The sequence below is a fragment of the Sphingomonas sp. R647 genome (assembly GCF_020177055.1).
In the GTDB taxonomy this organism is placed as follows: Bacteria; Pseudomonadota; Alphaproteobacteria; order Sphingomonadales; family Sphingomonadaceae; genus Sphingomonas.
On the sequence record NZ_JAIQXT010000002.1, the window covers coordinates 551,753 to 565,251 of the forward strand.

Consider the following 13,499-nt stretch of genomic DNA (forward strand, 5'->3'; position numbering starts at 1 on the left):
GGGTCCCACGCTTTTTTAGGAAACTACCGAGTCGCAGCGGTGGCACAGCGCGCCATCGGCTTCAACCTCCGGAAGCAGACGCCAGCAGCGGCCGCACTTCTTGTGCTCGGTCCGCGTGACTGCGACGCCCGCGTCATCACCGTGATGCACATCGGCGACGATGAACACCTCGGCCAGTTCTGCCGCAGGGCGCAACAGGTTCGGCACCGTCACTTCGGCCTCGAGGCTCGAGCGAATCACCTTGTCACGCCGCAACGGCTCGATCGCCTCGGTCACCGCCACGCGCTGGCGACGGATATCCTCCCACTCGGTCGAGACGGCGTCGTCGCCGGGCAAAGCGGGCAGTTCGGGCCATTCGAGATAATGGACCGATCCATCCTCGGACGGGAAACGCGCCTGCCATACTTCCTCGGCCGTAAAGGCGAGGATCGGCGCGGCATAGCGAACGAGCGCGTGGAACAGCACGTCCAGCACCGTGCGGTACGCGCGCCGCTTCGGGCTGTCCGCCGCGTCGCAGTAGAGGCAATCCTTGCGGATATCGAAGAAGAAGGCCGACAGGTCCTCATTCATGAAATCCGACAGCGCGCGGGCGTAGCGGTTGAACTCGTAAGCCTCCGCCGCCGCCTTCAGCTCGACATCGAGCATGCCGAGCTTGTGGAGGATGTACAGCTCCAGCTCCGGCATCTTCTCGACGCGGACCTTCTCGGCATCGCCGAACCCGTCGAGCGCGCCGAGCAGATAGCGGAACGTGTTGCGGATCTTGCGATACGCGTCGCCGGTGCCGCCCAGCACTTCCTTGCCGATGCGGACATCGTCGAAATAATCGGTCTGGGCGACCCACAGGCGCAGGATATCCGCTCCGCTTTCACCGATCACCTGGAGTGGGTCGACGACGTTCTTGAGCGATTTGGACATCTTCTTGCCCTGCCCGTCGAGCGCGAAGCCGTGCGTCAGCACCGCGTCATAGGGCGCGCGCCCGCGCGTCCCCGCACTCTCCAGCAGCGACGACTGGAACCAGCCACGATGCTGGTCCGACCCTTCGAGATACAGGTTCGCACGAACGCCCGCGCCATAGCGCGCCTCGATCACGAAGCTGTGGGTCGAGCCGCTGTCGAACCACACGTCGAGGATGTCGTTGACCACCTCATAATCGGCGAGGTCATAGTCCGGGCCAAGCAGCGCCTGATGATCCGCGCCGAACCACGCATCCGCACCCCCCGCACGGAAGGCGTCGAGGATGCGGGCATTGACGCCTTCGTCGCGCAGATAATCACCGGTCGCGCGGTTGACATACAGCGGGATCGGCACGCCCCAGGCGCGCTGGCGGCTGATCACCCAGTCCGGGCGACCTTCGACCATCGACCGGATGCGGTTCTGGCTGCGCTCGGGCACCCAGCGCGTCCGCTCGATCGCGTCGAGTGCGAGGTTGCGCAGGGTCGGGGCGTTGGACGGATTGACGACCGGCCCGAACCCCGCAGGCGCGGCAAAGCCCGGCAGTTCCGCCGCGACATCCCTTCCCGTCGCCCCGGCGGAGGCCGGGGCCGCCAGAGGCTCATCCCCCGCGCTTGTCGCAGCGGCCCCGGTCTGCGCCGGGGCGACGGATGAGCGGCTCCCATCCATCGGAATGAACCACTGCGGCGTCGCGCGGAAGATGATCTTCGCCTTGGACCGCCAGCTATGCGGATAGCTGTGCGCAAAATCGTCCGACGCGGCGAGCAGCGCGCCTGCCGCGCGCAGATCGCTACAGATCGGGCCGTCGGCTGCGACGAACTTCTTGTTGATCACCGATCCCTGACCGCCCAGCCACGCCCAGTCGGCGCGGTACATGCCCGCGCCATCGACCGCGAACACCGGTTCGATGCCATGCGCCTTGCACAGCAGGAAATCGTCCTCGCCATGATCGGGCGCCATATGGACGAGGCCGGTACCGGCGTCGGTGGTGACGAACTCGCCCGCCAGGAACGGGCGCGGCTTGGCGAAGAAGCCGCCGAGATGGTGCATCGGGTGGCGGGCGGTGGCACCGGCGAGGTCGGAGCCTTTCACCGTGGTCAGGACGTCATCCGCTCGGAACGACGGATCACTTGGATCGAGCGTCAGAACACCGGCGTTGGCTAGGCGACGATAGACCGATTCCGCCAGTTCGCGAGCGACAAGAATGCGGATGGGATGTGCGTCGAGCAGAACATACTCAACCTCCGGCCCATAAGCCAAAGCCTGATTCACCGGGATCGTCCACGGCGTGGTCGTCCAGATCACCGCATGCGCGCCGACCAACTCCGGCGCGTTCGGCGCATCGACAATCTCGAACGCGACGTCGATCTGCGTCGACACCACATCCTCATATTCGACCTCGGCCTCGGCCAGCGCGGTCTTTTCGACCGGGGACCACATCACCGGCTTGGCCCCGCGATACAGCTGGCCGCTTTTCGCGAACTTCAGCAATTCGCCAGCGATCGTCGCCTCGGCGTCGAACTTCATGGTGAGATAGGGATCGTCCCAATCGCCCATCACGCCCAGCCGCTCGAACTGCCCGCGCTGCACCGCGACCCATTTCTCGGCATAGGCGCGACATTCGGCGCGGAACTCCGCCGCCGGCACCTCGTCCTTGTTCAGCTTCTTGGCGCGGTACGCTTCCTCGATCTTCCATTCGATCGGCAGGCCGTGACAGTCCCAGCCGGGGACGTACGGCGCGTCCTTGCCCATCAGGCTCTGGCTGCGGACGATGATGTCCTTGAGGATCTTGTTCATCGCATGGCCCATGTGAATGTCGCCATTCGCATAGGGCGGGCCGTCATGCAGGATGAAGCGCTCACGCCCGGCGCGCTGCTCGCGCAACCGGTCGTACAGGCCGAGCTTGGCCCAGCGCGCGAGGATCTCCGGCTCCTTGGCGGCAAGGCCGGCCTTCATCGGAAAGTCGGTCTTCGGCAGGAAGACGGTGTCGCGCCAGTCGCGTGCGGGTTCGTTGGTGTCGGTCATGGGTCTGCGCCGATTAGAGGAAAGCGGGGACTGCGGGAAGCTCTCTAAAGCCCCTCCTCTTTAGAGGAGGGGTTGGGGTGGAGGAGTCCTGGCCGAAGGCATCGCCCCGACGCACTGCCCCACCCCAACCCCTCCCCTGAAGGAGAGGGGCTAGCTAATTCGCAGCGCTTCCCGGGCCGCGTCGCAATCGCGCGCAATCTGCGCCTTCAGCGTGTCGAGATCGTCATATTTCGCCTCGTCGCGCAGAAAGTCGATCAGCTGGACCTCCACGCTCTGGCCATAGAGGTCGCCCGAGAAATCGAAGAAATAGGGTTCGAGCAGTTCGACCGGCGGGTCAATCGTCGGGCGGATGCCGAGATTGGCGACCCCGTCGAGCACCCGCCCATCCGCCAGCCGCCCGCGCACCGCGTAGATGCCGTAACGCGGGCGCAGATACGCGCCGAGCCGGATATTGGCGGTGGGATAGCCGAGCTCGCGGCCCAGCTTCGCGCCACCCTCGACCACCCCTTCGATCGCGAACGGGCGGGTGAGCAAGGCGGCGGCCTCACGCGGCTGGCCCTGGCGCAGCGCGTCGCGGATGCGGCTGGACGAGACGACCTCGCCCTCCGCTGCGACCGGCGCCACGGTATCGACGCTGAACCCCAGCTCCGTGCCGAGTTCCGCCAGCACCGCGACATTGCCGTCGCGCCCCTTGCCAAAGGTGAAGTCCGCGCCGGTGACGACGCCACCCGCGCCGATCAGGTCGCACAACCGCTGCTGCGCAAATTCGCGCGCCGACAGCGACGCGAGCGTGCCGTCGAACTGGAACACCAGCATCGCGTCCGCGCCTGCCGCGGCGAACAGCGCTTGACGCTGGTCGAGCGTGGTCAGGCGAAAGGGCGGGGTATCGGGCCGGAAATGGCGCACCGGATGCGGGTCGAACGTCGCGACGATGACCGGACGCCCTTCATCGCGCGCGCGCGCCACGGCGCGGCCCACCACCGCCTGGTGGCCGCGGTGAAAGCCATCGAAATTCCCCAGCGCAACGATCCCGCCGCGCAAATGCCCGGGGACCGCAGCCGCTCCGTCCAGCCGCTCCATGCGCGGGGGCTATAAGGTCAGCACGCAAGGAATCAAATCCTCCCCGGAACGGGGAGGGGGACCAGCGAAGCTGGTGGAGGGGGCTCGAGGCGAACGCGCCACCTTCAAATCCTCCCCCGCCAGGGGGAGGTGGCAGCGAAGCTGACGGAGGGGGAGGAAGCACGACGGTCGAGAGGGCGCAGCCGTCCGCCCCCTCCGTCGCCTTCGGCGCCACCTCCCCCTGGCGGGGGAGGATTGAGGTTATTTCCCCGGCGCGATCCCCGCGCGGATCACCCGCAGCACATTGCCGCCCATCACCTTGCCGATCTCCTCGGGCGTAAAGCCGCGATCGACCAGCGCCTGCGTCACATAAACCAGCTGCGCCGTATCAAACCCGGTCGTGGTCGCACCGTCGAAATCCGACCCCAGCCCGACATGGTCGATCCCGACCAGATCGCGGACATGCGCGATCGCTGCGGCGACCTTTTCCGGTTCGGTGCCACAGATCGCCGCGTCCCAATAGCCGATGCCGACCACCCCGCCGGTCTTCGCCACGCCGCGAATCTCGGCGTCGGACAGGTTGCGGTTGACCTTGCACACCGCCTGCACCCCGCCATGGCTGGATACGACCGGACGCTTGGCGATCTTCAGCACCTCGGCGACGGTCGCGTGGCTCGAATGGGCGATGTCGACGACCATGCCGAGCTGTTCCATCCGCGCGATCGTCTGGCGGCCGAGCGGGGTCAGCCCGCCCTTTTTCTCGCCATGCATCGACCCGGCGATCTCATTATCGAAGAAATGCACCAGCCCCGCCATGCGGAACCCCGCCGCGTGCAGCCGGTCCAGATTCTCGAGCTTGCCCTCCATATTCTGCAGCCCCTCGATCGACAGCAGCCCGCCGACCGCCTTCTGCCCCGCCGCACGCGCCGCGACCAGCGCGTCGAGTTCGCCAGGCGACCGGATGACGTGCAGCCGCCCGTCCGACCGCTCAGCGGCGCGCTCCAGCTTCTGCGCGTGATAGAGCGACCGTTCGAGCAGCGAGCTCCAGGTGCGCGGCGGCTGCAGCTGCGCCACCGCCAGCATCGTGATATTGTCGGTCTCGGCGCTGTTGGCGTCGTAATTCTGCCCCTTCGGTGTCTTGGTGACCGACGAGAAGACCTGCAGCGCGACATTTCCCTCGATCAGCCGGGGCAGGTCGACATGGCCGCGATCCGCCCGGTCGAGCAGGTCGCGTTTCCACAGCAATGTGTCCTCGTGCAGGTCCGCGATCTGGAGCGTAGCGTGGAGCTTGCGGGTCGAATCGGTGACGGTGGGGAGCTTGGTCGCAGCGACCTTGTTCATGCCGCGCTCGATCATGCCGGGGGCGAGGATCAGGAATGCGGTGCCCGCCACCGCGATCAGGGCGAGTGCGCCCCACAGCCATTTTTTCACGAGACTCTCCCCCAGTTCGTCATGCCGGGCCTGTTTCGGCATCCACTGTGCCGCGCATCCGATCGCTTAGGGTTTTGCGGCACCGTGGACCTCGGCACAAGGCCGGGGTGACAATCAGGGAAGCCGTTCCAGCGTGACGAAGCTGTACGCCGGGCGCTCGCCCTCGGCAGCATGATCCTCGCGCGCGACCTCACGCCACTCTGCGCCGAGCGCGGGCACCACCGCATCGCCCTCCGGCGACACATGCACCTCGGTCAGCTCGATCCGCTCCGCCAGCGGCAGAAACAGCGCGAAAATCTCCGCCCCGCCGATGATCGCGACATCGCCTTCGCCTGCCAAAGCTAGCGCCTCATCGACCGAATGGACCACTTCCGCCCCCTCCGCGCGCCACGCAGGATCGCGGGTCAGCACGATATGGCGGCGGCCGGGCAGGGGGCTGGGAAAGCTCTCGAACGTCTTGCGCCCCATCACCATCGGCTTGCCCATGGTCTGCGCCTTGAAGCGCTTCAAATCGGCAGGCAGCCGCCAGGGCAGGTCGCCATCGACCCCGATGACGCCGTTATCCGCACGCGCGAGGTGGAAGGTAATCAGATCGCCACCTCAGCCTTGATGTGCGGCTGTGCGACATAGTCGTGCAGCGCGAAATCCTCGAACTCATAGGCGTCGATCGACGGCGGCTTGCGCAGGATTTCGAGCCGGGGCAGCGGGCCGGGTGCGCGCGCCAGCTGCAATTCGGCCTGTTCGACATGGTTGGAGTAAAGGTGGCAGTCGCCCCCGGTCCAGATGAACTCGCCGACCTCCAGATCGCATTGCTGCGCCAGCATATGGGTCAGCAGCGCATAGCTCGCGATGTTGAACGGGACGCCCAGGAAGATGTCGGCGCTGCGCTGATACAGCTGAAGCGACAGCTTGCCGTTCGCGACATGGCACTGGAACAGGCAGTGGCACGGGGCGAGCGCCATCGCGTGCAGCTCGCCCGGATTCCACGCCGACACGATCATTCGGCGCGACGCGGGGCTAGTCTTGAGCGTCTCGATCAGCTCCTTGATCTGGTCGATATGGCGGCCATCCGGCGCCTCCCAGTCGCGCCATTGCTTGCCATAGACCGGGCCGAGATCGCCCGCCTCATTCGCCCATTCGTTCCAGATGCTGACCCGGCGATCCTGCAGCCACTTCACATTGGTGTCGCCGCGCAGGAACCACAGCAATTCGATGAAGATCGACCGGATATGCAGCTTCTTGGTCGTCAGCAGCGGGAAGCCCTCGCTGAGGTCGAAGCGCATCTGGTGGCCGAACACGCTGCGCGTGCCGACACCGGTCCGGTCGTTCTGCACCGCGCCATCGCGCAGCGCGCGTTCCATCAGGTCGAGATATTGCCGCATGCGGCGAGCCTAGCCGAGCGTCCCGGAGCCGCCAAGCGCGGTCGCACCATTTTGGTGTTAAGTCTCACCATGCCGGACCGAGTTGCGCTCGACCCGGCAGCGGCGGCGCGCGACGCTCTGCCCATGGCTGGCGCGTCGTCCGTTATCTCCCCGGAATACCCCCCCGACGCGCTGGCCAGCCGACTTGCCGCAGACATCGCCGACGAGCGGCGCGAGGTCGCTACCTTCGCCTTTTGCGATTCGCGCGGGACATTGCTTGGTACGCGGCGGATCCTGTCGCCCTGCACCATCTCCGTCGATCTGCCGCTACGCCGAATCGTCGCCGACGCGGTGCTGCTCGACGCGGTGCGGGTGGTGATGGCGCACAATCACCCGATGGGCGAGGCCTGGCCCAGCCGCGCCGACCGCGACGTCACCGCGCGCCTCGCCCGCGCGCTCGCGGCGGTGGATACGCGGCTGATCGATCATGTCGTGGTGGGGCGCGACGGTGCGACGTGGAGCTTCCGCGCCGCCGGTTTGCTTTGAATTTGGTTCAGCTGCGCTGAACGCGGCACCGGCCCGCTCCCCCACCCGGCCACCCATAGAATACACTGTCGTTGGGTGGCCGGGTGGAGGAGCGGGCCGGTGCCGCAAACAAAAAGCCCCTATTCATCGCCCATCGGCTTGCCGCTCGCCTTGCCGCTCGGGCGGTTGGGGCAGGCGCGGATTGCAGACGGTTCGGGGCGCGGCCCCTGCGCCTTGAACATCGCCAGATAGCCGCCAGCCGAGGGCATGTCGCGAATCGCGACCTGAGTGTAGCCTACCGCAGCGAACTCGCATTTCAGCAGCGCGCGGGGCGTGCCGTGATTCTCGGTCGCGCGATCCGCATCGACCACCACCACCAGCCCGTCGCGGCGCAGCGACGGACGCATCCGCCACAGAAATTCATAGGGCGATTCGATCTCGTGATACATGTGCACCATGAACACGCGGTCGAAGCTGTTGTCGGGCAGCTTCGGATCCTCCGGCTCGCCCAGCCGCACGCTGACATTGTCGAGCCGGTCGCGCGCCACACGCTGCGCCAGCGCGTCGCGGACCTCCGGAACGATGTCCTGCGCCAGCACCCGGCCCTTGGCACCGACCCGCGCGGCGAGGCGCACGGTGTAGTAACCCTCGCCCGCGCCGATATCGGCAACGGTGGTGCCGGGGCGGATTTCGGCGAGGTTCATCACCGTATCGGCTTCGTTCAGCCGGTCGCGCGCCTCTTCGGTGGACCAGCGCGACGACACGATCGGCGCGACCGGACGGTCGGCGGCGGGAAAGGCCAGCTCTTCGCTCGGCTCCGGCTCGGGGCGCGGGCGCGTCTCGTCACACCCGGCGATCAGCAGCGCCGGGGTCAGGAACAACGCAGCGCCGGCCAGTCTCAATCGACGTCCTCCACCTCGACCGTTTCGCCGGTCACGCGCTGTGATAGCGCAGCTGCCATGAACGGGTCGAGAGCCCCGTCGAGTACATCCGACGGCGCGGTGGACGTCACCCCCGTGCGCAGGTCCTTCACCAGCTGATAGGGCTGTAGGACGTAGCTGCGGATCTGGTGGCCCCAGCCGATTTCGGTCTTTGCCGAATAGGTGCCGAGCGCGGCCTCCTCGCGCTTGGCGAGTTCAGCCTCGTACATGCGCGCCTTCAGCATCCCCATCGCGGTCGCGCGGTTCTTGTGCTGCGACCGGTCCTGCTGGCTGGCGACGATGATGCCCGATGGAACGTGGGTGATGCGCACCGCCGAATCGGTGGTATTGACGTGCTGCCCGCCTGCGCCCGACGCGCGATAGGTGTCGATCTTCAGGTCGCTTTCGTTGATCTCGATCTCGATCGAATCGTCGATCACCGGATAGACCCATACCGACGAGAAGCTGGTGTGCCGCCGCGCCGAGCTGTCATAGGGCGAAATGCGGACGAGGCGATGCACGCCGCTCTCGGTCTTGGCATAGCCATAGGCGTTCTCGCCCTTGATCAGCAACGTCGCCGACTTGATGCCCGCCTGTTCGCCGGCGTGATAGTCGACCAGCTCGACCTTGAACCCATGGCGCTCCGCCCAGCGCGAATACATCCGCTGCAGCATTTCGGCCCAGTCCTGGCTCTCGGTGCCGCCTGCGCCCGAATGCACTTCGAGATAGGTGTCGTTGGCGTCGGCTTCGCCCGACAGCAGCGCCTTGACCTTGTCCTGCTCGGCACGTTCGGCGAGCGCGGCGAGGCCCTGCGTGCCTTCGACCGCCATTTCCTCGTCGCCCTCGGCCTCGGCCATCTCGATCAGCTCGGCGGTTTCGGCCAGTTCGCGCTCGATCGCGCGGGTTGCGGTGATCGATTCGTCCAGACGGCGGCGCTCGCGCATCACCTCCTGCGCCTCGCGGGGCTTGTCCCACAGGGTCGGATCCTCGACGCGCGCATTCAGCTCGTCGAGCCTGCGCAGCGCCTTGTCCCAGTCGATGAAGCGGCGCAGCAGTGCGAGCGCGGCGTTGATCTTGTCGGCATATGCCTGCGCTTCGGCGCGCATGATGAAGTAACCTTTCAAATACGTCCGTCGCCCCGGCGCAGGCCGGGGCCGCCCAACACGCGCGCGGCCCCGGCCTGCGCCGGGGCGACGATGCGCGGGCCTAGTAGATTCCACCCTCGCGTTGCAAGAAGTCGCTATCGCGCTGCTCGCGCTGCACGGCTTTCTTCTTCACCTCGGCCTTGGGCGCTTCCTCGTCGCGGCGGCTGCGGCGGCGTGGTTCGCTTTCGGGCTTGAACGCTTCCCAGATCACCGCGCCCTTGGGGTCGGTGCCCGGCCAGGGGCCGAACACGCGCTTGCCGGTGGTGCGGTCGATGCGGACCATGCGGACGCCGGCAGGGGCGGTGAACGGCAGGACATCCTCCTTCTCCAGCGCCTTTTGCGCAAACGCCTTGAAGATCGGCGCGGCGATCGTGCCGCCCTGGGCATAGCCGCCCAGATTCACCGGCGTGTCATAGCCCATATACATGCCGGCGATCATCTGCGGCGTGCCGCCGATGAACCACACGTCGCGCGGGCCGGACGACGTGCCGGTCTTGCCCATGATCGGACGGTTCAGGTCGCGCAGCACCGTGGCGGTGCCACGCTGGATCACGCCTTCGGTGATGTGGACCATCTGATACGCGCTCATCGCATCGAGCACCTGACGCGCGCGGTTGACCGGGCGCGGCATCGGCTTGCCATCCCAATTGGGCATGTTGCAGCGGTCGCACGGGCGCCAGTTCTCCGGCCACACCACCTTGCCATGGCGGTTCTGGACGAAGTCGATCAGCGTCGGATTGAGCGCGCGGCCGTGATTGACCAAAATCGAATAGGCGTTGACCATCCGCATCACCGTCGTCTCGCCCGCGCCGAGCGCGTAGGACAGATAGGGCGGATATTTCTGCTGGCTGACGCCCATGCGCTGCATCAGGTCGACGACCTTGTCCATGCCGGTCTGGTTCGCCGCCTGCACGGTCATCAGGTTGCGCGACTGTTCGATGCCCCAGCGCATCGTGCGCGGTCCCGCCCCGCGGGTATTACCGAAGTTGCGGAAGCACTTCTCGCCCAGCGCCGCGCCCTGCCACACGCAGAACGGTCCATCGACGATGATCGAGGCCGGGGTCATCCCGTTTTCGAGCGCGGCGGCATAGACGATCGGCTTGATCGTCGAACCGGGCTGACGCTGCGCCTGGGTCGCGCGATTGAATGCCTGAACCGTCGCGTCGAATCCGCCCTGCATCGCCAGGATGCGGCCCGATCGCGGGTCTTCGACCACCATGCCGCCCGAAATCTTGGGGATCGAGCGCAGGGCGAACACGCCGCCCTCGGGCGCGACCGCGATCACGTCGCCGGGCTTCAGCGCGGCGAAGGCGGTGCCGCCCTTGCCGCGCACCGGCGTCTGCGCCGCGCCGCGCGGCAACACGCCGGTCGTGCCGTTGCTGAACCCGATCTCGGCGCTGCCCGCGCTCTTGGAAATGACGATCGCCGCGCGCCAGTCCTCGTAATCGAGGTCGATATTCTCGTTGAGCAGGGCACTGCGCCAGCCATCGCCCTCGAACGGCTTTTCGCGCATCGGCCCGGCCCAGCCGCGCCCGCGATCATAGCGGATCAGGCCGTCGCGCAGTGCTTTCTGCGCCGCCTTTTGCAGCTCGGGGTCGAACGAGGTGCGGACCCACAGCCCGCCAGCATAGACGCTATACGGCCCCGCTTCTTCATTCTCGCCGAACTTGTCGATCAGCTGACGGCGCACTTCCTCGATGAAATAGCCGCCGAGCGGGTCCGACTTGGGCGTCTTGCGCGGGACCGCGCCCAGCGGTGCGGCGATGGCGGCGCTATGCTGCGCGGCGTCGATATAGCCGTTTTCGAGCATCTGCCCGAGCACCCAGTTGCGCCGCTCGATCGCGCGCGCCTCGTGCCGCTCGGGCATATAGTTGCTCGGACCCTTGGGCAGGATCGCGAGATAGGCGAATTGCGGGATAGTCAGCTCGCCGACGCTCTTGTCGAAATAGGCATTGGCCGCCGCCTCGACTCCGAACGCGTTGCGACCAAGCGCGATCTGATTAAGGTAGAGTTCGAGGATCTGTTCCTTGGACAGCGAGTTCTCGATGCGGAACGCCAGGATCGCCTCGCGCGCCTTGCGGACATAGCTGACCTCGTTGGTCAGCAACAGGTTCTTTGCCACCTGTTGCGTGATCGTCGATGTCCCGCGCGGCGTTTCGCCGCTGGTCAGCCCCTGCCACGCCGCGCGCACCAGCCCCGGATAATCGACACCGCTATGCTGGAAAAAGGTCTTGTCCTCGGCGGAGAGGAACGCGCCGACCATCAGCTTGGGATATTCCTCGAACGACAATTCGACGCGGCGGTCGCGGGCATAGCTGCGCAGCGGCGTCCCGTCGCCGGCACGGATATTGGTCGGCAGCGGCGGCTCATAGCTGCGCAGCTTGTCGACCGACGGCAGGTCACGCAGGAACAGCGCCCACAGCGCGATCGTGCCAAGGCCTGCGAGCAGCGCGAGCCACGCCAGCACCTTGAACCACCATTTGCGGCGGATCCGCGCGAAGCGATCGCCTGCGTCCTCACGCGTGAACTTGAGCACGAAATTGGGTTGGGTCTGGTCCGCCATTGCGCGCGGGGTTTAGCAGGATATCGCCGCCTTGCCAGCGGGGGATGCGACGGGGTGAGGGGGCGGCGAGGTCCGTAAATCTATCCTCCCCCTTGCGGGGGAGGATTATCGCTACCGCGCCGCCATTCGCGTGGCGAAGTGGATCGCGACCGCACGCTCGACGCTCCGCGCCACGCGCTTGCGGCCCTCGCCGGTGTTGAGCAGCGCGACGTCGCCGGCATTGGAGATATAGCCCGCCTCGAACAGGATCGATGGCATGTCGGGCGCCTTCAGCACCAGCAGCGACGCCATGCGATGCGGGTTGTCCTTGACCGGGATCAGGCCCTGCGCCTCACGGCCGAGCAGCCGGGCGAACGCCGCCGACGCGTTCATCGTCTCGCGCTGGGTCAGGTCGATCAGGATCGACGACACATCGCGATTCTGCCCGGCCAGATCGATCCCGGCAATCACATCCGACTTGTTCTCGCGCGCCGCCAGCCGTGCCGCTTCCTTGTCGGATGCGACTTCGGACAGGGTATAGACGGTCGCGCCACTCGCCCCGGCGTGCAGCGCAGCATCGCAATGGACCGAGATGAACAGCGCCGCGCCCAATGTCCGCGCGATCTCAAACCGGTCGCGGTGCAGCAGATAGCGGTCGTCCTCACGGGTCAGCGCGACCCGCACCCGGCCCGATGAAACCAGTTCGTCGCGGATCGCCTTGGCGATCTTGAGCGCCAGTTCTTTTTCCTGAATGCCGTCAGCGGAGATCGCGCCGGGGTCGTGACCGCCATGGCCGGGATCGATCACCACCAGCGGGCGATCATCGTCCGCACCATAGATGCGCGGCATCGCAAACGGCATCGGCTTGGGCGGCACCGGCACCGACACGCTATAGCTGTGCCGGCTGGATGCACGCACGAAGCTGAACGGCGGAAGAAAGCTCAGCCGCCCTTCCGCTGCGGCGCGGGCGAAGCGCGCTTCGTCAACCGTGCGCAGCTCCAGCGTCAGCGTCGATCCGTCAGCGCCGAACTTGCCGTCGGTGACGATCGCCGGACGCGCCAGATCGAACACGACGCGCGCGCCATCACCCTGCGCGGCCTGCCGCACTGAAGCGACGGGGCCACGATTAAGGTCGGGTGCCGCACCGGGGCGCGCACCCATCAGGTCCAGCGCGATCCGGTTCGGACCCGCAAGGACGAAGCTACTGGCGCCGGCGACCCGTTCGTCGAACTGGATCACGATCCGGTTCGACTGCACGTCGATGGCACGTATGGTCCCGGCCCAACTCGGCGCGCCGTTTAAAAAGCCGGCGAGGAGGGCAAGGAAAAAAGACACCCGGGCGATATGCCGCGCCGGGCTGGGGGGGGTCCAGCCCAAAAGCATGCACGTGTACTCACAAAATAAAGTCTCCCTGACGCGACCGGAATAATCACCGGCACCTTCCGGCACGGTGAAGCCATGCGGTTAATTTGGGATTCGGCATTTATTTGCCGGCAACCGGCAATGCGTTGCCGGGGCGCGGGCCGCATTTGCGGTACGC

At 66.6% G+C, this 13,499-nt stretch carries 10 protein-coding genes; 1 reads left to right on the forward strand and 9 read right to left on the reverse strand.

All coding sequences use genetic code 11. From position 1 onward, the window contains the following. Positions 1–15: 15 nt before the first annotated feature. The 5 genes from K9B35_RS06630 to K9B35_RS06650 all read right to left on the reverse strand — a co-directional run bounded on the left by K9B35_RS06630 (position 16) and on the right by K9B35_RS06650 (position 6,848). Positions 16–2,976, reverse strand: a complete 2,961-nt coding sequence (locus K9B35_RS06630; protein ID WP_224921008.1) for an isoleucine--tRNA ligase — start codon at positions 2,974–2,976, stop codon at positions 16–18. A 150-nt stretch (positions 2,977–3,126) separates the two neighbouring features. Beyond that, positions 3,127–4,056: a bifunctional riboflavin kinase/FAD synthetase gene (locus K9B35_RS06635; protein ID WP_224921009.1), complete on the reverse strand. Its 930-nt coding sequence runs from the start codon at positions 4,054–4,056 to the stop codon at positions 3,127–3,129. A gap of 240 nt (positions 4,057–4,296) precedes the next feature. Then, positions 4,297–5,466, reverse strand: coding sequence for a dipeptidase (locus tag K9B35_RS06640; RefSeq protein ID WP_224921010.1), 1,170 nt, complete (start codon positions 5,464–5,466; stop codon positions 4,297–4,299). A gap of 114 nt (positions 5,467–5,580) precedes the next feature. After that, positions 5,581–6,057 (reverse strand): dihydrofolate reductase, encoded by a 477-nt coding sequence (locus K9B35_RS06645; RefSeq protein ID WP_224921123.1) that lies wholly within the window; start codon positions 6,055–6,057, stop codon positions 5,581–5,583. Further along, positions 6,054–6,848 (reverse strand): thymidylate synthase, encoded by a 795-nt coding sequence (locus tag K9B35_RS06650; RefSeq protein WP_224921011.1) that lies wholly within the window; start codon positions 6,846–6,848, stop codon positions 6,054–6,056. The genes K9B35_RS06645 and K9B35_RS06650 overlap by 4 nt, the downstream gene beginning before the upstream one ends. Positions 6,849–6,917: 69 nt before the next feature. Between K9B35_RS06650 and K9B35_RS06655 the strand changes: the two genes are divergently transcribed. Next, positions 6,918–7,373, forward strand: coding sequence for a JAB domain-containing protein (locus K9B35_RS06655; protein ID WP_224921012.1), 456 nt, complete (start codon positions 6,918–6,920; stop codon positions 7,371–7,373). Positions 7,374–7,492: 119 nt separating this feature from the next. Here K9B35_RS06655 and K9B35_RS06660 read toward each other — a convergent pair whose 3' ends face one another. From K9B35_RS06660 to K9B35_RS06675, 4 genes are all read right to left on the reverse strand, one after another. Next, positions 7,493–8,209, reverse strand: a complete 717-nt coding sequence (locus K9B35_RS06660) for a class I SAM-dependent methyltransferase (protein ID WP_412103446.1) — start codon at positions 8,207–8,209, stop codon at positions 7,493–7,495. Positions 8,210–8,250: 41 nt separating this feature from the next. Continuing rightward, the gene (gene prfB / locus K9B35_RS06665; protein WP_224921014.1) at positions 8,251–9,378 is read right to left on the reverse strand and encodes a peptide chain release factor 2; all 1,128 of its coding nucleotides are present in this window, start codon (positions 9,376–9,378) and stop codon (positions 8,251–8,253) included. Between the two features lie 100 nt (positions 9,379–9,478). After that, complete coding sequence (locus K9B35_RS06670) at positions 9,479–11,980, reverse strand: penicillin-binding protein 1A (protein ID WP_224921015.1); 2,502 nt, start codon at positions 11,978–11,980, stop codon at positions 9,479–9,481. Between the two features lie 111 nt (positions 11,981–12,091). Then, entirely contained in the window at positions 12,092–13,342 is a 1,251-nt protein-coding gene (locus K9B35_RS06675) for an N-acetylmuramoyl-L-alanine amidase (protein ID WP_263622352.1), read from the reverse strand. Between the last annotated feature and the right edge of the window lie 157 nt (positions 13,343–13,499).

Excerpts from the sequence above, each read along its gene's own strand:
- K9B35_RS06635 (WP_224921009.1), bottom strand. The coding sequence starts at position 4,056 with ATGGAGCGGCTGGACGGAGCGGCTGCGGTCCCCGGGCATTTGCGCGGC.
- prfB (WP_224921014.1), bottom strand. The coding sequence starts at position 9,378 with ATGCGCGCCGAAGCGCAGGCATATGCCGACAAGATCAACGCCGCGCTC.
- K9B35_RS06630 (WP_224921008.1), bottom strand. The coding sequence starts at position 2,976 with ATGACCGACACCAACGAACCCGCACGCGACTGGCGCGACACCGTCTTC.
- K9B35_RS06670 (WP_224921015.1), bottom strand. The coding sequence starts at position 11,980 with ATGGCGGACCAGACCCAACCCAATTTCGTGCTCAAGTTCACGCGTGAG.
- K9B35_RS06650 (WP_224921011.1), bottom strand. The coding sequence starts at position 6,848 with ATGCGGCAATATCTCGACCTGATGGAACGCGCGCTGCGCGATGGCGCG.
- K9B35_RS06655 (WP_224921012.1), top strand. The coding sequence starts at position 6,918 with ATGCCGGACCGAGTTGCGCTCGACCCGGCAGCGGCGGCGCGCGACGCT.
- K9B35_RS06675 (WP_263622352.1), bottom strand. The coding sequence starts at position 13,342 with ATGCTTTTGGGCTGGACCCCCCCCAGCCCGGCGCGGCATATCGCCCGG.